The 21256-nt window shown below is 38.9% G+C and carries 21 protein-coding genes; 6 read left to right on the forward strand and 15 right to left on the reverse strand.

What is annotated here, in order from left to right; translation table 11 throughout:
• Positions 1 to 242: 242 nt before the first annotated feature.
• From BLW16_RS21645 to BLW16_RS21660, 4 genes are all read right to left on the reverse strand, one after another.
• Positions 243 to 548, reverse strand: coding sequence for a hypothetical protein (locus tag BLW16_RS21645; RefSeq protein ID WP_090559979.1), 306 nt, complete (start codon positions 546 to 548; stop codon positions 243 to 245).
• Positions 545 to 808 carry a helix-turn-helix domain-containing protein gene (locus BLW16_RS21650; RefSeq protein WP_090559980.1) on the reverse strand — a complete coding sequence of 88 codons (264 nt, stop codon included), beginning with the start codon at positions 806 to 808 and terminating at the stop codon, positions 545 to 547. The genes BLW16_RS21645 and BLW16_RS21650 overlap by 4 nt, the downstream gene beginning before the upstream one ends.
• An 18-nt stretch (positions 809 to 826) precedes the next feature.
• The gene (locus tag BLW16_RS21655; RefSeq protein ID WP_090559981.1) at positions 827 to 1099 is read right to left on the reverse strand and encodes a helix-turn-helix transcriptional regulator; all 273 of its coding nucleotides are present in this window, start codon (positions 1097 to 1099) and stop codon (positions 827 to 829) included.
• Positions 1100 to 1278: 179 nt separating this feature from the next.
• Positions 1279 to 2028, reverse strand: a complete 750-nt coding sequence (locus BLW16_RS21660; RefSeq protein WP_090559982.1) for a hypothetical protein — start codon at positions 2026 to 2028, stop codon at positions 1279 to 1281.
• A 363-nt stretch (positions 2029 to 2391) separates the two neighbouring features.
• Between BLW16_RS21660 and BLW16_RS21665 the strand changes: the two genes are divergently transcribed.
• The 3 genes from BLW16_RS21665 to BLW16_RS21675 are packed head-to-tail and all read left to right on the forward strand — an operon-like array spanning position 2392 to position 8364.
• Entirely contained in the window at positions 2392 to 5112 is a 2721-nt protein-coding gene (locus tag BLW16_RS21665) for a class I SAM-dependent DNA methyltransferase (RefSeq protein WP_090559983.1), read from the forward strand.
• Positions 5112 to 7160, forward strand: a complete 2049-nt coding sequence (locus BLW16_RS21670; protein ID WP_090559984.1) for a DEAD/DEAH box helicase — start codon at positions 5112 to 5114, stop codon at positions 7158 to 7160. The genes BLW16_RS21665 and BLW16_RS21670 overlap by 1 nt, the downstream gene beginning before the upstream one ends.
• The gene (locus BLW16_RS21675; RefSeq protein ID WP_090559985.1) at positions 7153 to 8364 is read left to right on the forward strand and encodes a GIY-YIG nuclease family protein; all 1212 of its coding nucleotides are present in this window, start codon (positions 7153 to 7155) and stop codon (positions 8362 to 8364) included. Before BLW16_RS21670 ends, BLW16_RS21675 begins: the two co-directional genes overlap by 8 nt.
• A gap of 313 nt (positions 8365 to 8677) precedes the next feature.
• Here BLW16_RS21675 and BLW16_RS21680 read toward each other — a convergent pair whose 3' ends face one another.
• The 4 genes from BLW16_RS21680 to BLW16_RS21695 form a co-directional block, all read right to left on the reverse strand.
• On the reverse strand, positions 8678 to 11683 hold the full coding sequence (locus BLW16_RS21680; protein WP_245735411.1) for a DEAD/DEAH box helicase: 3006 nt from the start codon (positions 11681 to 11683) through the stop codon (positions 8678 to 8680).
• A 46-nt stretch (positions 11684 to 11729) separates the two neighbouring features.
• The gene (locus tag BLW16_RS21685) at positions 11730 to 12098 is read right to left on the reverse strand and encodes a type II toxin-antitoxin system VapC family toxin (RefSeq protein ID WP_090559986.1); all 369 of its coding nucleotides are present in this window, start codon (positions 12096 to 12098) and stop codon (positions 11730 to 11732) included.
• 2 nt (positions 12099 to 12100) lie between these two features.
• Positions 12101 to 12331: a hypothetical protein gene (locus BLW16_RS21690; RefSeq protein WP_090559987.1), complete on the reverse strand. Its 231-nt coding sequence runs from the start codon at positions 12329 to 12331 to the stop codon at positions 12101 to 12103.
• A 397-nt stretch (positions 12332 to 12728) separates the two neighbouring features.
• On the reverse strand, positions 12729 to 13163 hold the full coding sequence (locus BLW16_RS21695; RefSeq protein WP_090559988.1) for a VOC family protein: 435 nt from the start codon (positions 13161 to 13163) through the stop codon (positions 12729 to 12731).
• A gap of 360 nt (positions 13164 to 13523) precedes the next feature.
• On the opposite strand from BLW16_RS21695, the gene BLW16_RS21700 reads away from it, so the two are divergent.
• Positions 13524 to 14087, forward strand: a complete 564-nt coding sequence (locus BLW16_RS21700) for a Crp/Fnr family transcriptional regulator (protein ID WP_090559989.1) — start codon at positions 13524 to 13526, stop codon at positions 14085 to 14087.
• Between the two features lie 72 nt (positions 14088 to 14159).
• Positions 14160 to 15044, forward strand: a complete 885-nt coding sequence (locus tag BLW16_RS21705; protein WP_245735412.1) for an NmrA family NAD(P)-binding protein — start codon at positions 14160 to 14162, stop codon at positions 15042 to 15044.
• A 54-nt stretch (positions 15045 to 15098) separates the two neighbouring features.
• Here the strand turns inward: BLW16_RS21705 and adhP are convergent, their stop codons facing one another.
• The 7 genes from adhP to BLW16_RS21740 all read right to left on the reverse strand — a co-directional run bounded on the left by adhP (position 15099) and on the right by BLW16_RS21740 (position 20306).
• Positions 15099 to 16133, reverse strand: coding sequence for an alcohol dehydrogenase AdhP (adhP, locus tag BLW16_RS21710; protein WP_090559990.1), 1035 nt, complete (start codon positions 16131 to 16133; stop codon positions 15099 to 15101).
• Positions 16134 to 16224: 91 nt separating this feature from the next.
• On the reverse strand, positions 16225 to 17628 hold the full coding sequence (locus BLW16_RS21715) for an NAD-dependent succinate-semialdehyde dehydrogenase (protein ID WP_090559991.1): 1404 nt from the start codon (positions 17626 to 17628) through the stop codon (positions 16225 to 16227).
• A 207-nt stretch (positions 17629 to 17835) separates the two neighbouring features.
• Complete coding sequence (locus BLW16_RS21720) at positions 17836 to 18069, reverse strand: VOC family protein (protein WP_090559992.1); 234 nt, start codon at positions 18067 to 18069, stop codon at positions 17836 to 17838.
• 267 nt (positions 18070 to 18336) lie between these two features.
• On the reverse strand, positions 18337 to 18987 hold the full coding sequence (locus tag BLW16_RS21725; protein WP_090559993.1) for a DUF1349 domain-containing protein: 651 nt from the start codon (positions 18985 to 18987) through the stop codon (positions 18337 to 18339).
• 163 nt (positions 18988 to 19150) lie between these two features.
• On the reverse strand, positions 19151 to 19390 hold the full coding sequence (locus BLW16_RS21730; protein WP_090559994.1) for a hypothetical protein: 240 nt from the start codon (positions 19388 to 19390) through the stop codon (positions 19151 to 19153).
• Between the two features lie 60 nt (positions 19391 to 19450).
• Positions 19451 to 19648, reverse strand: a complete 198-nt coding sequence (locus BLW16_RS21735) for a hypothetical protein (protein ID WP_245735413.1) — start codon at positions 19646 to 19648, stop codon at positions 19451 to 19453.
• A 70-nt stretch (positions 19649 to 19718) separates the two neighbouring features.
• Entirely contained in the window at positions 19719 to 20306 is a 588-nt protein-coding gene (locus BLW16_RS21740; protein ID WP_090559996.1) for a sigma-70 family RNA polymerase sigma factor, read from the reverse strand.
• A 126-nt stretch (positions 20307 to 20432) separates the two neighbouring features.
• On the opposite strand from BLW16_RS21740, the gene BLW16_RS21745 reads away from it, so the two are divergent.
• A complete protein-coding gene (locus BLW16_RS21745; protein ID WP_090560022.1) occupies positions 20433 to 21179 on the forward strand; it encodes a DUF1223 domain-containing protein in 747 nt (248 codons plus the stop codon).
• Positions 21180 to 21256: the final 77 nt, after the last annotated feature.

A 21256-nucleotide genomic window follows, 5' to 3' on the forward strand; every position in this document is an offset into this window, starting at 1 on the left:
TGGTCTTTGCCAAAAATTAGCGACATAACCTCTGTATTGACAAATATAATACTTGAAAAAAGATACTCCAAAATTTGCTTTTTATAATAGTATCTCGCTCCCTACAAAGCGCATAAGTTTGACGTGCTAAAAGCTTCGGCAAACCTTAGCGGTTTCCATGCCCTGATGGCTCCTGAAAGGAGCGTCAGAGCTCAATACTTCGCCGGGTTTTCCGGCTCCTTTTCCTTGGTCGGCTGCTCAGGTCAACCGGGCGGCCAGTAGACCAGGCTGCCCCTGATCGGATGGTAGGATGGCTGGTAGCGGATGTACCCAAATGCATCTAATTCTTTGATGCATTTGTGGTATGTGGCAATCGATGCGATCCGGCTATATACCATCAGCTTTTTGCGGGTAACGGCAAAGGGGCTGGTAAATCCGCTATGTTGACAGCAGACAAAAAGTGCGGCAAACAGGCTGACATGGGTGGTCAGCATCCGGCTGTCTGCACCCATGCGTCTCACTAGTTTGCTGTAGTCAGCCATCTTGTTATGGATGCCTGTTTCTGTCATTGGTTGCCTCCCTCTAATAGCCTGTTGATGTCTTCCAATTTGTAGTACATCATCCCGCCAACCTTTGTAAATCGCAACGTACCGTTGATGCGTAGATTTTGCAGCGTTCCCGGTGAGATGTTCAGCAGCTTGCGCACTTCGGCGCTCTTTAGCCATTGCTTACTCTGCCTGTCTTCCGGTTTAATAAGCTGCCTGATTTCGGCCAGCATTTCGGTCTTTAATTGTCTTAAATCTTCCTTAGTGATGATCTCTAGGTTCATAGTTTTTCCCTCCTTAAATTAATCGGTAATGTCTTTTTGCATGATTTTAAGCACTTCGCTTTTTTTGAAATACACACGCCTGTGCAGGCGCAAAAAGGGCAGTCCCTTTTTCATCCAGTCCGTCAGGGTGACCAGTGATACGCCAAGCTCTGCCGACAGTTCCTGTTTGGACAATAGGCGTTCTTGCTGATCCTTGCTGGAACTGACACCTGTTTTGAAATGCTCTTGTAGTTCTGCCCTCAATGCATCCCGGATGCACTGGCTAAGGGCTTGTTCATTGATAATCTCCATAGCCTTTGTTTTGGGACAAAGGAATGCTATGGAAATGATTTGCCTGTACCATAAAGATTTTTATGGTAACTTGGGGATGTTTAAATTAAGTTGATGTTAAAACGCAAGATGCTTGATATCAGATTGATACAATTCTAAGGTATAAAAGATTTACTGATCGGATATGAGGACGTTTTTACCTATCTTTTTTTAGTTTTGATTTCAAAAATCTTTTGATCCATTGGAACAAGGCGTGATCGCTCGCCAGGATTGTCCCTGTCTTTTGGAAAATAACTGCGTACACGTTCCATGTCTAGCACCTTCTTATCCACCCGAAAATACTTACATATTATCTTGACCCATACAATCGGGAATTTTGTAACCATCAGCTTTTCGTCCTTGATTTTGAGATCAATCAATTGGTTAAAAATGTCATAAACGGTCAATAGGTGACCCTTAGGGATATCTATATATTGTTTGGTTTCCAGCTTATTTGCTATCCTTAACTCTTCTTTCAAAAGCTCAATCTTTGATTGCTGATTCCTTATTTCCTCATACTGGTCTGCGATAATTTCAGGTAAGGTCTTTTGGGTATGCCACTGGTCAATCGAACGAAGATATTTTTGAAAATCTGTGAGTTTTTCCAGTATCTCCATATCCAGTGCATGACTGGAATTAAAAGGATTTTTATGCTCTAAAAAATTGATACGTCTAAGGACGATCTGCCAAACAAAGGTAAAAAATTCCTCTTCGCCGTCTGGTTCCTTTCCTAGAAAATAAGCAAGGTGATATTGGTAAAAGGCGGGATATTCCGGTTCGGGTAGCGTAAATAGTTTTTTAATGAAGAGATTATCCTCGAAGCCATTTTTTAGCCCGATGATTGTACCTACATCGTAACGGTGTGGATTAAGGTTGTAGGCTTCGTGTGCTTTAAAATATTTGTTAGGCATGGCTTTTAATATTAAGATCTGGTAGGAACGATAAAAAATTGCTTAATCAAATTTAATAATATTAGAAGCATGTTTAGAAAAACAGAACAATAGTGCCTTTAAAATACCAAAAAAAATAAACTTTAAATGGCTGGCTTTTCTATTGATAACGTAATGAATCTTAACAACCTAGTAATGAACGTCGATCCTTATTTGAAATGCCTTTAAAAATTTTATTCTTTTTAACCCGAGAAAATCGTTAATCTTGTTAGAAAAACAAACGAATTGCTCAAATTAAACTACAACTTTTTAGAACTATATCTTGGTATTTAAATATTCTAAAAGTTTCCTTTTTTTTGCAATTTGATTCACATTATTTAAGAAATGAATGCAGTTGAGATTGAAGAAGCTATTTCTTTGTTAGCAGAACAGCCATTTGTTGCTGCTGAATTTCCATATGCGTTCTTAGAAGCTTTTGGAAACAAAGCAACAACGATTATACGACTCAAAACGGGTAATAATAATAAATCCGATGTTGAAGGTGGTGTTCTACAATATAATAATATCCATATTGCTGTTTGTGATATCGGCAACGTCACAGAAACACTTTTTAAGCTGAAAGAAAGCCCCGCCACCACCAAGGCGAAGGTCAAATTTATTCTAGCCACAGACGGAAGCGAATTTCAGGCTGAAGATTTGAACAGTGGTGAAACCGTGGTCTGTGATTATTCAGCCTTTCATAATTACTTTGGATTCTTTCTATCTCTTGCTGGTATTAGCACTGTTAAGCAAATCCGTGAAGACGCTTTTGATATAAAAGCTACAAGCCGACTAAACAAATTGTATATCGAGTTGTTAAGCAATAATCCTGAATGGGCAACGGCGGAACGCCGACATGATATGAACCATTTTTTAGCACGTTTGATATTTTGTTTCTTTGCTGAAGATACGGATATATTCATAGAAGATGGTCTTTTCACCCAAACTGTTCAGCAGATGAGTAATCGTGATGCGTCCGATACGCATGAGATTATTAGCGAGATCTTTCGAACGATGGACATTAAAAAGGATGATCGCGCTGAGGGGAAAGTCAAAAATTGGGCTATTAAATTTCCGTATGTAAATGGACAATTATTTTCTGGATCGACTGAAACGCCGAAGTTTACCAAAATTGGGCGATCCTATTTGCTTCATGTCGGTAAGCTGGACTGGAAAAAAGTCAATCCAGATATTTTCGGTTCGATGATTCAGGCTGTGGCAGATGAAGATGAACGTGGTGCATTAGGAATGCACTATACATCTGTCCCTAATATACTTAAGGTTCTAAATCCATTATTCCTTGATGATCTTAAAATGCAATTGGAAGAAGCGGGGGATAATACGCGCAAGCTCCTGAACTTGCGTAAACGCATTTCGCGCATTCGCATTTTTGACCCAGCCTGTGGATCAGGCAATTTTCTAGTGATTGCCTATAAACAGATGCGAGAAATTGAGGCGGAGATCAATAGTCGCCGCGGCGAAGGTCACCTTGCCTCCGAAATTCCTCTTACTAATTTTAGGGGTATAGAACTTCGAGATTTTTCTTGCGAAATAGCACGCCTTGCCCTTATTATAGCTGAATACCAAAGCGATGTGATTTATCGAGGTCAGAAATTAGCTCTTGCTGAGTTTCTACCGCTTAATAAGGAAAACTGGATTGTTTGTGGAAATTCTCTACGAAGAGATTGGCTCAGCCTGATGGACGTAAAAGGCGCCGGCGTCAAACTTCACGCCGATGATCTTTTCTCCACTCCGCTTCATCAATCAGAAATCAACTTCGAAAACGAAAGAGGCGAAACCTACATTTGCGGCAATCCGCCTTATCTTGGAGCAAAAAAAAAATCTACAATACAAACTGAAGATATGAATGCGGTGGGTTTAGGAAAAGCACAACTGCTTGATTATGTTTGTGCATTCATAATTAAAGGTTTAGAAGTCATTAAACATACTGAATGCGGAATGGCATTAGTTGTAACAAGCTCCATTTGTCAAGGTGAGCAAGTGTCACTACTTTGGCCTGAAATTTTCAAAAAATCTAAATTGAATTTTGCTTACCGTCCCTTTAAATGGGCAAACTCGGCAGCGAATAATGCTGGTGTTTGGTGTACAATTCTTGGTTTAGAAGCCCATGAAAAAAAAATAAAACGCCTTTTTTTTGATGGGCAGCTTAAACTTTGTGATAATATTGCTCCATATTTAATACCTGGGCCGGATATAATTTGCGAGCCTCGCAAGAAACCTATTTCTGATATTCGACAAATGCAAATGGGTAGTAACCCTGTTGATGGTAAAAGATTGGTACTTTCGGTAGAAGAATATAAAAAAATAATTAGTTCTGACCCACGAGCAAAAAAGTACCTTAAAAAATATGGAGGTACCGATGAAATTACGTCTGGAAATAATCGATGGTGTATATGGATTGAGGAAGATGAAGTTGAAGAGGCTCTGGCAATTCCATTGATAGCTGAAAGAGTTGAGGCCTGTCGCATATACAGGGAAACGGCTGGGCGGGATGCCAGAAAAGCAGCAAAACGTCCTTACGCTTTTTGTTATTCTACTTATAATGATTTACCATTTGTTAATGTAGGCAAAGTAATAGGCAATTCTACGAAATTTGTACCCGCTACTCTTCGCCCTAAAGGATTTGTATCAAGCGATGCAGCCTTTACTATTTACGGTACCCCGCTTGTGGAGTTTTCAATTATCGTATCAACCTTACATTGTGTCTGGGCAGAAACAATTGCTGGGCGTCTAGGTAATGGAACTAGGTATGGTAACACAACTGCCTATAATACCTTCCCTGTACCGCTCCTTACAGAAAAAAATAAAGAAGATTTAATTAACTGTGCCGAAGAAATTCTGATTGCAAGAGAACGGTACTTCCCAGCTACAATTGCCGACCTATATGATTCGGAAAGTATGCCAGAAGATTTGCGCCGCGCTCATGATAGGAATGATGAAGTCATTGATCGCATCTATGTTGGCCGCAGGTTTAAAAATGACACTGAACGACTTGAAAAGCTCTTTGATCTTTACACCCAATTAACCTCTAAAAGAAAAGCTTAATGAATGAAAAAAAAGCTATACCATCTGTTACTGTAAATTATAAAAGTACTAAGAGTTCGACCAAATCAAATGAACTTGGTATGCGACAAATGCAGGAACGTGCTTACGAAAAGCGAGGTGAACAATATTTATTAATTAAATCTCCTCCGGCTTCCGGAAAAAGCCGTGCTTTGATGTTCATCGCGCTTGATAAGTTGCGAAATCAAGGAATTAAGCAAGCAATTATAGCCGTACCTGAAAAGTCCATCGGCTCAAGCTTTGCTAATGAGTTGCTTACAGAATTCGGTTACTATTACGATTGGAACGTGGAGCCAAAATGGAATCTTTGTAATGCACCTGGCGAGGATGGTAGCAAGGTCAATTCAGTTAAATCTTTTCTTAAAAGTGAAGATCAGGTACTAGTTTGCACACATTCGACCTTCCGTTTCGCGATAGAGAGATTTGGAGTTGAATTTTTTGACGACCGACTAATAGCTATTGATGAATTCCACCATGTTAGTGCAGATGAAGGTAATGTACTTGGTTCACAACTAAGGCAATTAGTTGCAAGGGATAAAACACATATAGTCGCTATGACGGGATCTTATTTTCGTGGAGATGCAAATCCTGTGCTAATACATGAGGACGAAGTCAAATTCGATACTGTTACTTATACATATTATGAGCAGCTAAATGGATACGAATATCTAAAAACACTGAATCTCGGGTATTATTTTTATAGCGGGGCATATGCTGACGAGATCTTAAATGTTCTAAATCCAAGTGAAAAAACTATTATACACATTCCGAATGTCAACTCCCGCGAAAGCATGGGTGATAAGATCAAAGAAGTTGAGCATATCATTGATGAGTTAGGAGATTGGCAAGGAATTGATCCTATAACAGGCTTTCATTTGGTTAAAACTCCCGAAGGTAAAATTTTGCGTATCGCTGATCTAGTAGATAATGATGCGAAGCGTAATAAAGTCTCCGCGGCGTTAAAACACCCAGAAGCAAAGAAGAATCGTGATTATGTTGATATTATAATCGCGCTTGGCATGGCTAAAGAAGGTTTTGATTGGATATGGTGTGAACATGCGCTAACAGTAGGTTATCGTTCAAGCCTAACTGAAATCGTACAGATTATTGGCCGTGCAACTCGCGACGCACCAAACAAGACCCATGCACGTTTCACAAATCTGATTGCTGAGCCAGATGCTTCAGAGGGGGCTGTTGCTGATGCAGTAAATGATACGCTTAAAGCCATTTCGGCTAGTTTGTTGATGGAACAGGTACTGGCGCCAAGATTCAATTTCACGCCGAAAAAACCACAAAACGGCCCAATCGAGGGATACGATTATGGTGAAGGCGGTTACAATCCGGACAAAGAAAATGTCGGATTCAATGATCAAACTGGTCAATTCCAAATTGAAGTTAAAGGACTTTCGATGCCAAAAAGCCTTGATGCCCAGCGTATTTGCCAACAAGATTTAAATGAGGTTATTGCGGCATTTGCACAAGATAAACAAACGGTTGAACGCGGACTTTTTGACAAGGAAGTTGTACCACAAGAGCTGACGCAAATCAGAATGGGTAAAATAATCAAAGATAAATATCCAGAACTAGATGAAGAGGATCTGGAAGCCGTAAGACAACATGCTATAGCTGCCTTAAATTTAACTCAAAAGGCAAAAGAAACACTCAATAGTGATGATGATCTAAGCACTCGTGGCAATACAGCATTAATTGATGGAATACGTAGATTCGCTATGGATGTCCGGGAACTTGATGTGGATTGGATTGATAGTATCAACCCATTTAGTGAAGCTTATGCCATTTTATCCAAGGCAATGACAGAGCAAAGCCTAAAAACTATGGCGGAAGTAATTTCTGGTAAAAAACCCAATATTTCATTAGAAGAAGCTCGTGAACTGGCCAAACGCGCTTTAAAGTTCAAGAAAGAACGAGGTAGACTGCCAGAAATCAAATCGATTGACCCCTGGGAACAACGCATGGCTCAAGGCATTGCGTTTCTTTCCCGCATAAAATCTGAAGAAAGAAATGGCTAAAAAAAAGATACTTACCGAGGAAGATGATGCACTTTTAGCAGAATTGGGTATTGAGGTCGAAAAAAAGGAGATTGCTAGTCACACTTCGCGTGAGGAGCGGATTATTACTGGTTTTCAAGAGATAGAAAAATTTGTAGAAGAAAAAGGGCGCTTACCACAACATGGTGAAGACGGAGATATTTTTGAAAGGCTTTATGCAGTTAGACTTGATCAAATCCGTAAACAAGAAGAATGCAGAAATCTTTTGAAACACCTGGACTTTCATAATCTTTTAGAGGATGACTTTCAACAAATAATGGACACCCCAGATAATATAAATGATGATGAATTGCTAGCGCAACTTGGGTTTGATGGAAATGAAGAAAATTCGATTACAAAGCTAAAACACGTAAAATCTAATGCAGAAAAAAAGGCTGCTGAAGAAATAGCCAACCGTACTAGCTGCGAAGATTTTGAGCAATTTAAACCACTATTTGAGGCTGTAAAAAATGATATTGATACCCAGTATAAGACCACTATTCGTTTTAGGAAAGATGCAGGTTTCACTAAAACGACGCTTAAAAAAGGACAATTCATTATAATAGGTGGTCAAATTGCATATATAGCAGAAATTGGAGATTCATTCAAAGCTCCCAATGGCGAAGATGATGCTCGTTTAAGGGTTATTTATGACAACCGCACTGAAAGTAATATTTTATTACGGTCTCTTATCCGCTCAATGTATAAAGATGAAACGAGTAGATTTATTACTGAACCTAATTCTGGACCTCTTTTCTCAAGTGAAAACAGCGAATATGACCTTGAAAGCGGGACAATATATGTACTTCGCAGTCTTTCCGATTACCCTCTCGTTAGAGAAAATCGTAACGTTGTTCATAAAATTGGTGTGACTGGTGGGGATGTCAAAAAACGCATCGCAAATGCCAAATATGACGCTACCTTCCTTTTGGCTGATGTAGAAATTATTGCTACTTATAAACTGGCCAATATCAATCGCTCAAAACTTGAGAAAGTCATCCATAAGTTTTTCAGTGCAGCAAAACTAGATATTGAAATGAAGGATCGTTTTGGAAAGCTGGTAAAGGCACAAGAATGGTTTTTAGTACCACTATTTATTATTGACGAAATGGTGGGAAAAATAAAGGATGGCACTATCACCGATTATTATTATGATCCCGCTTCTGTGGGACTGAATAAGTATTGAACAATACTTAGTAGCCTCTAAAGTTTAATGTTGATTTGTTTTTTTTCAGATAAATCAGTAGATTTAAGCATAGCATTTGCAGCTAAAATATATTAAAAAAAAGGTGCGTTATTCGGGGAGTTCGAATTTCAAAGCCACTCTAAGATATTGCAAACGTTGATTTTTACACTAGGTGTAAATCCCAGCGGGATCACGAAATGCCTCAATGCAAATTGGGGCATTTTGCATTAAAAAATATTTGTATGTGATCCAGAATTGTCCAAGATAGAATTGAGGGGTAATATACTTCATCGAAATCTAAGAGCCCTCATAATTACACTAAAAGTTGCTCTAAATCGTCTTTCCAAATTACAAAACCTTTGAGTTCATCTGTATAATCATGCAAAACACGACTAAAGTTTATTGGGGTGGATTCCAAGTATGATGCCCTTCCATCATTGCGTATTTTATAGAGATCATTGTCAATGTCGTGAAGTGCATTTTTAAGAGCAGCAATATCTTTTAAAACATGCCAAATATAAGTCGCCTCATCCGTATCTAAGGTCTCCATGACAATATGGTATTGCTCAATGCCTCCGATGAGAAAAACGAATGAGAATGGGCTAAGAACAAACCGTATCTTAAGTATCTTTCCTTCATGCACTTCAGAAAGATATTTGAGGTGAATTCTGTGTCTATAATTGCCCTTCGATAATACATCCTTGAGCAGTTCTTCACCAGATTCATATAATGTGTGATTAGAATCACCAGTATTAAGCTGTGAAATTTTAATGTCTTTTTCCGAAAGATTGGATTTCTTAATAAAATTCTTTTCGGTGAAGCGGAAACGCACGCCATCTACGACCTCTCTGTTCAACTTTTTTACATCGTCCGATTTGGCAGATTTTCCTACAATAGCTCCATGCTCTATTACAATACAGATTTCTATATGTAATACTTTAGTTTTTAGAAATTTCGCAAAGTATGATTTTAACACTTCAAACTCTGGGCGCATATTAAGATTTTCTATATAAAATAATATTTTATCATCAATTTCATTAATATGTTCACGGAAACAAATACCGCCATATAGAAAATCCAACGATTCAATTGTTACCTTAATAGTCCGCTCGATAATTTGATCGCTTAAACTACTTTTAAAATCGGTCGCTGGCTGTACTTGATCATCATTATCAATTACATCATCGAATAGCGTCCTGTGCCTTATCAATTTTTTATAGTATACATTACGTTTAAGAAACATTGCATTGAGATAATCTATTTTAATGTCTTTATAATCATAAATAATAGGGTTCAGCTCTGAACGCTGCACACGTCCAATATATTGAATGAGCTTTCCTTCAAAAGAAAACGGATAAACTAAAAATAAACATTGAACATTTTGCAGGTCAGAGCCTTCTCCAAAATATTGTCCGGTTGTGATGAGTATCTGATAGTTGCCAGCCCTTAATATTTTCCATTTAGATGTGCGTCTGGCTTCAGAATCATCACCGCTTAATGTGACAGTCTCATAAGACTGTTTTAAATATTGTTGCAGCGTCTCAATATGCTCCTTTCTTTCGGTAAGTATAACAATTCGTTTTCCCTTACCAAGCTGAAATGCTACATCTTTAAAAATTAGTTTGTTTCTGTCAGAATCATGAATAAGTATATTAGATAACGTTTCAAATCGATCAGTTTTAGCATTGTACTGCACTTCCAGACTTGTGTTTCTTATAATAATTTCTGGATATACTGATGTCCCAAAATCACTTGCCTCCAGATTGGAAATAACTTCTCCAAGGTGTATGAAAATTAGCCTGTCATCACTATTTTTTCGAAAGGGCGTGGCTGTAAGGCCATACAAGAAATAAGAATGAAACAGCGAAATTGCATTTTTAAAGGTTTCAGCAGCAATATGGTGGCATTCGTCAACTATAATAGTTCCAAAGCTTTTTACCAACTGATTTGCTTCAGGTTTCTGTAATTCTTTGCCAAGGCTCTGTATCATGGCAATGGTGATCTGCTTTCCTATTTTGGTTTTCCCATCGCCAATTTTTCCAATATCGTGTTTGGGTATTCCAAGAAATGCTTCAATTCTTTCTGCCCATTGATCAGCCAATTGCTTGCGATGAACTACGATTAACGCTGGTTGTTGTTTGTCTGCAATTATTTTAAGACCAACTACAGTTTTACCTGATCCTGGTGGGGCAACTATAACGCCAATGCCTTTTTGAGATGCAGCTAATACTGCTGGCAATTGATATTCCCTGAGTGAGGCGTTGAATGAAAATATCACAGGAGGTAATAATTTGCGATTATCATTTAGTTGATATTCGATATTCTGCTTTCGGCAATACATTACTAATTTTTTGATAAACCCCTTCGGAATAACAAGACATCCATCCGCCTCCTCTATAAATTTAAAATATCGCTTCGTACCGAAAGTTGACCTTCCGCTATTCTTTTTAATTATGAAATCCGCATTAAAGAAATTGAGCTCATCTTTTAAAAAGGTAATTAAAGCGGTACTCATTTCACTGCTTTTGATTTCTATTCTGTTTGATAAGGATATCGTGAGCTTTTCTGACCCTATGGGATCTGATTTTTTATAATTAACTATCGAAAAGAATATATGATCTAGTTCCCCTGTGGAAATTCGTTGAATATAGTTTAAAAAATGCCACTGGTCTTTATATGGTAGTCCACTGTTGATATCGATGAAACAACTATTGCCAGATTCCATTGATGTTTTATGAAGGGGCAAGGCTATTAGGTTTCCAAACCCCTTTCCAGAAAGTTTATCCTGATTTGGAAACAATCGGTCGAAGCTGGAATTTTTATCAAAGACTGACACCAACCCAGATTTCTCAAGTAATGCTATTATGATACTTCTGCTTCTAGAAGCAGGATAAGGTTTGTCAAAGAAAATCCAGACATGGCCGCCATTTCCAGAACGTGAACGCTCTAAGTACACTGGTATATTATAGCTGGAACATATTTTAATAAAACTCCTGCAATCTTCCAGCCAGTTACTCTTGTCAAAATCTGCTGCTATCAGCCAAGAAGTGTTATCGGTTAAAAGTGGATATAATCCCACCAGCTGCCTGCCTTCGAGGTGTCTTTGAATCTGTTCCTGAGTTAATTCGAGATAGGTTGGAGATGTGGAATTTATTGAACTTGTATTTTTTTTATAAATCCTGTTAAGATATGGGTCAAATACTTTAGCAGGCATATAACCACTTTTATTTCCTTTTGCCCAGTGAACTGCATAAATATCTTCCCTGCCTCGGAATAAAGATTTATATAGCAAAATGTTATTTACAGATGAATTATCCAATATATATCTATATATTAATTAATTTTGAATTGTATGTTTTTACATTCTAAGAAATTGGATTATAAGACTTTAAGCCTTTCACCCGCTCAAAGTCACTTAAGTTACGAGTATAAATTTCTAAGTCATTAACAACCGCTGTCGCGGCTATCAGACTATCACCCAATTTTAAGTTGTATTTCTTGCGTATAGTAATCGCCTGATCAAATATGTCCTGATCAGGAAGAATTAAAGGGACATAGTCAAAAATGTCCCTAAAGTATTTATCTTCTTCTTTTTTTAATCCATGATAACCAAGTACCTCCACTCTGGAAATTTCAGAGATTGTACATGATTCGCTTATGATTAGCTCCCTTAGATATTCAAATTCACTTGAATAGGAATAAATAATTATATTACTATCGAGAAGAAAAGCCATATTTATATAAGCGGAAGGTAACGATCTTCACGCTGGTCTTTTTCCCATCTGCCTGCATCTCCGAATGAAGATGCTCTTTTAGCTTTGAAATTTAAAATTCTATTCCTAAGTGCTTCCTTAGAGGTGTCCTGTAAATCGGCATCTTTCTTTTCAATCACTACATTTAACTTTTTAGCTAATGTCATGATCTTAGCGAGGCTCTCTTGGTTATTTGATTTTAAGATGAGTTCCATAGTAATATGTTCTTTGTGATATTTACAAAATTACTAAAAATAAAGTTTTATACGATAAAATGGAAACAAAAATCGTGCTGGAAATATCTTAACATTTGCACTTATAGCCCTTGAATACAAAATATTAATTGAATCATAATAATATGATTCTTATATTTACAATATAGCAATTGCAGCTAAAACGTATCGAAAATAATGGTGAGCGATTAGGTGAGCCGAAATCGAAAACCACATAAAATATTATTTAAACGCTGATTTTTGGATTAGGTTCGAATCCCAGCGGGATCACAGAGAATAGTATAAATACTACGTAAAAGCTTGCAAATCAAACGATTGCAAGCTTTTCTCGTTTACAGGAATACCTAAAATATGTATTAAATCGGATCAAGTCATAATTTTACGCGTTGTAATCTGGGTCAAATTCCACAATCCATTCAATACCATATTTGTCTCTAAACATTCCAGCATATGTGCCCCATGGACTGTCGCCAATCTGCCCTTCAATATCACCGCCTGCCGATAGTCCGTTAAATATATTATCAGCCTCTTCCTTACTTTCGGCACTCAGTGTTATTTTTGACCGGTTTTCGTTTTCACTTACCCGTCCCATAAATTCAGGTACATCATTGGCTATTAATACATTATTTGGGCCAATAGGCAAAGCAATGTGCATGAGTTTATCTGCATCATTATCTGCTACCGGAAATTCGGTAGTTGCCAGATCTTTGAAACGAATCATCTTTGTGAACTCTCCGCCAAAAACTGATTTGTAAAAGGTGAATGCTTCTTCGGCATTGCCATTAAAGTTAATCCAGGGATTGATTGCTTTCATGATTTTATCTTGAGTGATTAATTTCTTATTATTTCTGCGTTAATGTCGTCAGCAGATTGTCAAGGTTGGTTAACATTACCGCGTACCCATCCTAAAAGCCTTGTGTAAATTCTACATCCGTTCAAAACTATAGCTTAATATACTAATTTTCATGCAATCCTTAATAAAAGTGTTCGATAAAGGTATCAGCAGGGTCATAGAGAATAGTATCAATACTACGTAAATATTGCAAATCACATAATTGTAAGCTTTTTTCGTTTACAGGAATACCTGAAATTCATCAAAATTCACAGTAAAAAAGACGAGTGATTCTGTGAGTAAAATTTTACCTACATTAGGTCTCGTAAAATACTGATATTAGTGAAAGAGTTTTCTGATTTTATAAGATCAAAAGTCCTGATTGAACAATCAACTTTGGAAGTCATTCTATCAAACTTTAAGCAAAAGTCTGTTAGAAAGGGGCAGTCAATTTTAAAAAGAGGCCAAATTGCCAACCAATATTTCTATATTAAATCAGGGGCATTGCGTTTTTTTTATGGTGAATTTGATCAACAGGTGACCGCCTGGGTAGTTTTCCAGGGCGAATTTTTTACAGAGATCTCTAGTCTTGGTCCACAAAAGCCCTCCCGGTTTAATATTGAAGCTATAGAAGATACAGAATTACTCTGCATCGATAAACAGGACATGGAAAAATTGTATAAAGAATTCCCTGCGTGGCAGGAATTTGGAAGGATCACCTTGGAAAATATGGCAGTAAGAATGATCAATCAGATCATCAGTTTTCAAACTTTATCTGCGGAAGAGCGCTATTTAGAATTCATGACCGATTCTCAGGTAATTACAAAAATTCCAGTAAAACAAATGGCCTCCTATCTGGGAATCACTCCTAATGCATTGAGCAGAATCAGAAAAAACATCAGATAGATTTATTAACTACCAAATGGTAGTTTTTCAGATATCAATTGCCCATAGCTTTACGTCATTAAAAAATGATTTATGATCGATAAACTAATATTGGTAGCAGGCGCTACCGGTAATCTTGGGCAAAAGATTTGCCGTGAACTGATTAAAAATAAGGTCAAAGTAAGGGCGGTTATAAGAAAAGAAAGCAGTAATGAAAAAGTTGACAGCCTTGAAAAAATGGGCGTTGAGTTATTTAAGGCTGATCTATCCAACGAACAGGAATTAATAAAGGCATGTACTGGCGTTTCATGCGTTGTATCTGCCCTTGCAGGTTTAAGTAATGTCATCGTAGAAGCACAAACAAAACTCTTAAATGCCGCTATTGCTGCAGGTGTGAACCATTTTATTCCCTCAGATTTTTCATCTGATTTCACCTGCATTCCCGAAGGCGAAAATCGCAATTTTGACCTGAGGAGGAAATTCCATGTCTATCTTGATCGAAGTCCAATTAAAGCTACCTCAATTTTTAATGGCTGCTTTGCTGATATCCTGCGCTACAATACCCCACTCTTTAATGTCCCTGAAAAAACTATTGCTTATTATGATGGTAAACAGGATTGGAAAATTGACTTTACAACAATGGATGATACTGCCGCCTATGCAGCGATGGCAGCCCTCGCTGAAACAACTCCAAGATATTTGAAAATCGCCAGCTTCAGGGTTAGTCCCAATGACCTTGTACAGTTAAGTAAAGAACTTAAGGGTGCAGAATTTAAACTTGTTAATATGGGAACTATGGAAGGATTTTCCGCTTACAATAAAATGCAGCGGGCAGTAAATCCCGCCGGTGAAAATGAACTCTATTCAAGATGGCAGCAGTCGCAATATTTATATAGTATGTTTTTTGCACATCATGAAAGTTTGGATAACGACCGCTACAAGGGATTAAATTGGTCTTCAGTCGAAAAAAATATCTAAAGTATTTTAATAAATCATCAGAAAATGAGTCGCGAAAACACAAATATCATCTAGCTAAGGCTTGCCTATTTCTAAGACTATCCGTCCACTAATGTCTCCATTTTTCATATCGTTAAAAACAGTGTTGATATCTTCAAGGCGGGCTGATTTGACTGTCGCTTTAATCTTCCCTTCCACCGCGAAGGAAATAGCCTCTTCCATATCTTTGCGTGTACCCACGATGGAACCCCTTATGGTAGTCCCGTTTATTACGGTGTTAAAAATGGAAAGATCAAATGTCCCTGCCGGCAGGCCGTTTAATGACAGTATCCCTTTACGCCGAAGTGCACTTAACCCCTGGTTAAAGGCAATGGGTGATGGGGCTGTTACCAACACCCCATGCATGCCACCTGTTTCCTTTTTTAGGAATATACCGGGATCCGTTTCTTTGGCATTAACGGTAAGGTCGGCACCTAAATCTTTAGCCAGTTGCAGCTTATCTTCAGAAATATCAATGGCAGCAACATGCAGTCCCATTGCTTTAGCATACTGCACAGCAAGGTGTCCCAAACCGCCGATGCCGGAAATTGCCACCCATTCCCCTGGTTTCGCTTCAGTTTCCTTTAAACCTTTGTAAACAGTAACACCGGCACAAATGATCGGGGCCATTTCTGAAAAATTGATATTGGAAGGAAAATGTGCAACATATCTGGAGTCTGCAATAACATATTCTGCAAAACCGCCGTCAACACTATAGCCGCCGTTCTGCTGGGATTCGCAGAGCGTTTCCCAACCGGTATAGCAGTAATCACAGCAGCCACAGGCACTGTATAACCAGGGTACACCTACCACATCTCCTTCTTTAATTTTTTGTACACTGCGGCCAATGGCAACAACGTACCCAATTGCCTCGTGTCCGGGGATCAAGGGCATTTTTGGTTTAGCAGGCCAGTCTCCCTGGCAGGCATGTAAATCGGTATGGCAAACGCCACAGGCAATTACTTTCACCAGTATCTGATTTTCACCAGGTTCCCTGACTGGCATCTCCTCAATATGCAATGGCTCTCCAAACGCATGGATAACTGCTGCTTTCATTTTTTTTGGTATCATAAGCTATTTAATTGTTTAAAAATGAAGAATTATCATATTCCTGATTGTCACAGCGATGCGAAATGCAGGCCTTAGCTGCCTGATATTATGATTAATAGGCATTTTCCGGCGTAGTCACCCGGATCAGTTTTGCGTTGACAAATTCATAAATCGCTGCCGGTGATTGTTCCCTGCCGTATCCGGAATTTTTCGTGCCACCGAATGGCAGTTCAGGTGCTATACCAGTCACATGATTGATGTATACCATGCCCGTATCAATCTGTCTTGCCACATTAACTGCCCGCTCGTCATCAGAGCTGAACACACTGCCTCCTAAACCGAAATCAGAGTCATTGGCCAGGTCAATGGCTGCCTGCTCGTCTTTTACCTTGTAAAACATAAATACCGGACCGAAAATCTCATCCTGGTAGGCTGCAGTTCCAGGTTGGATGTTACTTAAGATGGTCGGCTCCATAAAAGCACCGGGGCAATCAATGCGATGCCCACCTGCTATCAAGGTTGCCCCTTGTTCCAGGGCTTTTTGAATCTGCTTCATTACGTCCTCTACGGCTTTTTCACTGCTTAATGGCGCAAGGTCGGTTTGCTCATCCATCGGGTCGCCTACTTTTAATGCGGCGAATTTAACTTTTACTTTTTCCAGGAACAGGTCGGCTATACTTTCCTCCACGATCACTCTCTTTGGCGACACACAAACCTGGCCGGCATTCCACATGCGGCCACGCACAGCGGCTTCAGCTGCTTTTTCAAGGTCTGCATCATCCAGCACTATAAATGCATCACTCCCGCCAAGTTCTAATGCAGATTTCTTAATGTACTTACCAGCCGCCGCTGCTATTGAAGAACCTGCAGGTTCACTGCCGGTAAGGGTTACCGCTTTGATCCTTTTGTCTGCTATAAGGACATCAATTTTGCTCCCGGGAATAAATAGATTTTGGTAAATACCGACAGGGAAACCAGCCTCGATAAAAATATCTTCCATGATTTGCGCGCATTGCGGTACATTGGAAGCATGTTTGAGCAGCATGGTATTACCGGCCATCAAATGAGGGGCTGCAGAACGGGTAATTTGGTAGAAAGGAAAGTTCCAGGGCTGGATACTAAGTAAAACACCAATTGGCTCATAACTTAGGAAGGCTGAACCCTGCGGGGTTTGTAAAGGGCGGTCCGCCAAAAACTTTTCACCATTATCTGCATAATAGTCGAAGATGGCGGCACAAAGCTCCACTTCTGCACGGCTCTCTGTCAGAAGTTTTCCCATTTCCAGCGTCGCCAGTACTTCCAGTTGTGGCTTCCGGAAACGCATCAGCTGCGCTACTCTGTGCAAGAGTCGCGCCCGTTCCTTTTTTGGCGTTTTCTTCCAGGTTTGGAAGGCGGCGTCTGCAAGAGCGACCTTTGACTCGACCTGCTCATCACTCATTACGTCGAACGCTTTGACAAATTCATTATTAAAAGGGTTCACTGTTTTTATTGGGGAAGTCTTAGCTACTGTTTCCATTTCATCATATTTTAGAGGTTAATCAAAGTTAGGAACAGCCCTGGGTGTAATAAATGATGCCAATCAGTTATATCAGTAATCTTCCTCACTATTTCCTTTTTGGTGTTCCAATCTTTGATTACATACATTGATCAACGGAATACACGTGCCACCATTACTTGTTTAATGGGATGTTTTACCCTTGATCTTCAGGAATACCTTTTGGATCTATACATACTCCCAATGATGACCATCCAGATCTTCAAAGCTGTGCTTGTACATAAAGCCATAGTCAGTAGCTGGGTTAGGTATTGTGGCGCCCGACGCTTCTGCTTTGTCTACCATTTCGTTAACTGCATCTTTAGTATCGGCAGACAGGCATATAGAGCACTCCACGGCTTTATGGGCATCTACGATTTCTTTTTTGGTAAAAGTCTGGAAGAAAGGCATAGTTAACAGCATAACATAAATGTTATCGCTGACAATACTACCTGGTATTATTTATTAACCCAGGTGTATGATTCGCGGTTTTTTATATCAGAATTTTGGTTCACTAAAAATCAAAATATGAAAACGCAACCCGGTAAGAATTCCTGGGGAATAAAATCATATTCATTTTGGAGTGTGCTGCTTATAGCAGAGGGTACGGCGATTCTAAAAGGAGATCGCCTGGGTTATAGGCCTATCCTAGAAGGCTGTTGCAGGGTCTTTATCTTTCTATGATGGTGTTTAATCAGGATTCTTTTTCAGCCATTCTAATCTTCTCTGATCAGGCAAATGTTTCACCTGGAAACTATCAAATTTAGCATTGAAGCCCTTGCCGTCCGGGCTTGCGGCCATTAATCCAACCATCACCGGAACATTGTCCTGGAGATGGGCATTTCTCAGCATGATATATGTTTTATCATCATAAGAGTAGAATATCTCAACAGCATCCAGCTTTCTGACTGCTTTTATCCATAGGAAGTCCGGGGTCTTATCTATTGTTGTTACACTCCAATCGCTCGTTTTATGTGTTACTACGGTGCTCAGATTATATTTGCCATCCACAAATTCAATTCCTGTTTTGATGTAATTTTCCTGATCAATACGAAGCATTAAGCCCATTTGATCAAAACGAACTTTGTAATCACCAGATATTTTAACCTTTGCCTCGAATTCTCCACCATAGGTTGTATAAAAAAATGGAGCATCGTCAACAGTAAAACCATAATATGAAATTCTCCAGTAATCACTTTGAGGTGTCACAAACATATTCAAAGTGTTATTTTTTATTTCCCACTTATCTGGTTCATTAAACCACTGCATCTTCTCAAGATTTTGAGCGGATCCCGTCTGCCCTACCGCCATCATGATAATGGCCAGAATAATTTTTTTCATTTGTTGATTGGTTTAATAACCATATAACATTTATCTTAACAAATGTATATACCCTTTAAAGAGCAATCAATACTGAATAATAACCATATGGAGATGGATATCGTAAATATTTCTATCATATCAAAAATTTTGGCAGGAAAGAAAATACTTTCCTGCCTGTTTTTTACATTTTTCCTTTCGACATTTTACTGTCTGACATTTTAGATTTTTTCATCGAGTCTGCTTTCATCTTTGACATTTTGCTTTTCTCCATTTTCTCCTTGCCCATTTTATCTTGTTTCATTTTGGACATTTTTTCTTTCTCCTGTTTAGGAGCGTTTGCAAAGCCTGATACAGAAAGACTTACCATCACCAAAGCAATAAGAAAAAGCTTACCTACCGATTTTAAGAATTTATTTTTCATGTTATTGTATTTTTTGTTTCCTTCTTAGTCGTTAGACTATAAAACTCCTTACAATCAAAATCAATTTTTATTCATTTCTTTTTCAATGCGCTGCTGAAGCTGTAGTTTAAACTCAGCATCCAGTCTGAGTTCATTGGATTGAAAACCGGTAAAAAGGCGGCTGATAAGTGTACTTTGCTTTTGGTAGGTCCTGCAGATCGAACAGCCTGTTAGATGCAGCTGAAGCTGTAGCGACTCGGCCGCTGTGATTTTTCCCAATGTTCTTTTTTCTATAAGAAAAGTAGCCTGTTTACAGTTATATATTATTTTTTTTAGTGCTCCTGTCATATCAGTTCCAGTGTTTTTGAAGGCAGGCCCTCAGGTTAAGTTTTGTCCGGTGCATGATTACCCAGAAATTAGAGCCTGTCAGCTTAAGTTCTATACAGATTTTTTCCGATGTCAGGTCATCCATATGTTTCATTGAAAATACGGAAAGCCACAATGCAGGGAGTTTTTTAAGACAGTCGTTTAAAATACCGCCAAGTTCTTTTAACAACATTGGATCGTTGTCGTCCAATCCAAAGGCCTTGGGGGAATGCTGCATATTCCAATGTCCGTTATCTGCATCGAAGAAATTCTGCAGTTCAATTTCAGCAGTCCTAATTTCGGTAATACTTTTTGAAGCCTGCCTGCGGTAGAAGTCCGCAATCTTGTTTTTAAGGATACCGGTCAGCCATGTTTTTTCGCTGCTCTTTCCTTCAAACCTGGAAACCTGTTGTAGTGCCGCCAGAAATGTGTCCTGTATCAGATCCCTTGCAATCTCTTCATTGCGGAGCCTGGAAAAGGCAAAGCGGTACAGATAATCGGCATACTGTTCAACCCAGGTTGCCGGATCGCTCTTTAATGGGCTGTTTATTGCAGTCTTCTCCTCTTTCATTTTTTTGATTACATCTGTATAAATATAGTGCTTAAGAGTTTAGTCGCTAAAAAATTAATTCCTTACATTTTTTTGTTTTTTTGTAAGGAATACACCAGGCCCGCGACCAATGGTAAAAAGAATCTTATGTCCATAAAAACAACATTGCTCCTAACTTCACTGTGCGCTATAAGTCTTGCATTTACTAGTGAGCTCAGGCAACCCGTCCGGAACGGTTTTGCGGTACTGGAGCTTTTTACTTCGGAAGGGTGTTCAAGCTGTCCGCCGGCAGATGCCTTGGTTGCCAAAATAGAGACGGAAAATAAAGACAGATCTGTTTATGTGCTGGCCTATCATGTCGATTATTGGGACCGGCTGGGCTGGAAAGATACCTTTAGTGAACGCATATTTTCCCAAAGACAGGGTCAATACGCAAAATGGTTAAGACTTGGCAGCGTTTATACACCACAGATCGTGGTCAATGGCAGCAAAGAATTTGTCGGTTCGGAAGAAAAAACACTACGGGACGCAATTGCAGCTTCACTTTCTGAAGCAGGCAATACAAAACTCGGAATCTCCCTTTCGGGGCACATGGGGGAAAGCCTTATAATGGATTATCAAATCAATCAGCCAACCTCAGGCTACAATTTACTGGTCGCATTCATCACACCAAATGCACGCAATAAAATTGAACGGGGGGAAAATAAGGGAAGAACACTTTCGCATGTACAGATCGTGCGCAGTTTGGAAAATTTCAGCCTGAACGGGGAAGAAAATGGAAGGGTAAGTTTTCTTCCTGCAAAAGGAATTCAGCAGGGCAGTGCGGACATCATTGCCTTATTGCAAAATGGTAAAACTGGCAAAATAACTGCAGTGGCAAAGCTGAAATATTAAAGCTGAAATGGCGGTTCTGTTAATGAGATAATAGACAGAATATTTTTTTCATTGGTTAATAACCATATAATATTTAT

It is taken from the genome of Pedobacter hartonius (assembly GCF_900107535.1).
Lineage (GTDB): Bacteria > Bacteroidota > Bacteroidia > Sphingobacteriales > Sphingobacteriaceae > Pedobacter > Pedobacter hartonius.

Bases quoted from the DNA above. Each gene is read 5' to 3' on its own strand.
- BLW16_RS21720 (WP_090559992.1), bottom strand. From the start codon at position 18,069: ATGCTGTTAACTATGCCTTTCTTCCAGACTTTTACCAAAAAAGAAATC.
- BLW16_RS21695 (WP_090559988.1), bottom strand. From the start codon at position 13,163: ATGAAAGCAATCAATCCCTGGATTAACTTTAATGGCAATGCCGAAGAA.
- BLW16_RS21745 (WP_090560022.1), top strand. From the start codon at position 20,433: ATGTCCATAAAAACAACATTGCTCCTAACTTCACTGTGCGCTATAAGT.
- BLW16_RS21725 (WP_090559993.1), bottom strand. From the start codon at position 18,987: ATGAAAAAAATTATTCTGGCCATTATCATGATGGCGGTAGGGCAGACG.
- BLW16_RS21660 (WP_090559982.1), bottom strand. From the start codon at position 2,028: ATGCCTAACAAATATTTTAAAGCACACGAAGCCTACAACCTTAATCCA.
- BLW16_RS21650 (WP_090559980.1), bottom strand. From the start codon at position 808: ATGAACCTAGAGATCATCACTAAGGAAGATTTAAGACAATTAAAGACC.
- BLW16_RS21685 (WP_090559986.1), bottom strand. From the start codon at position 12,098: ATGGCTTTTCTTCTCGATAGTAATATAATTATTTATTCCTATTCAAGT.
- BLW16_RS21715 (WP_090559991.1), bottom strand. From the start codon at position 17,628: ATGGAAACAGTAGCTAAGACTTCCCCAATAAAAACAGTGAACCCTTTT.
- BLW16_RS21740 (WP_090559996.1), bottom strand. From the start codon at position 20,306: ATGAAAGAGGAGAAGACTGCAATAAACAGCCCATTAAAGAGCGATCCG.
- BLW16_RS21655 (WP_090559981.1), bottom strand. From the start codon at position 1,099: ATGGAGATTATCAATGAACAAGCCCTTAGCCAGTGCATCCGGGATGCA.
- BLW16_RS21645 (WP_090559979.1), bottom strand. From the start codon at position 548: ATGACAGAAACAGGCATCCATAACAAGATGGCTGACTACAGCAAACTA.
- BLW16_RS21690 (WP_090559987.1), bottom strand. From the start codon at position 12,331: ATGGAACTCATCTTAAAATCAAATAACCAAGAGAGCCTCGCTAAGATC.
- adhP (WP_090559990.1), bottom strand. From the start codon at position 16,133: ATGATACCAAAAAAAATGAAAGCAGCAGTTATCCATGCGTTTGGAGAG.
- BLW16_RS21730 (WP_090559994.1), bottom strand. From the start codon at position 19,390: ATGAAAAATAAATTCTTAAAATCGGTAGGTAAGCTTTTTCTTATTGCT.
- BLW16_RS21665 (WP_090559983.1), top strand. From the start codon at position 2,392: ATGAATGCAGTTGAGATTGAAGAAGCTATTTCTTTGTTAGCAGAACAG.
- BLW16_RS21670 (WP_090559984.1), top strand. From the start codon at position 5,112: ATGAATGAAAAAAAAGCTATACCATCTGTTACTGTAAATTATAAAAGT.
- BLW16_RS21675 (WP_090559985.1), top strand. From the start codon at position 7,153: ATGGCTAAAAAAAAGATACTTACCGAGGAAGATGATGCACTTTTAGCA.
- BLW16_RS21705 (WP_245735412.1), top strand. From the start codon at position 14,160: ATGATCGATAAACTAATATTGGTAGCAGGCGCTACCGGTAATCTTGGG.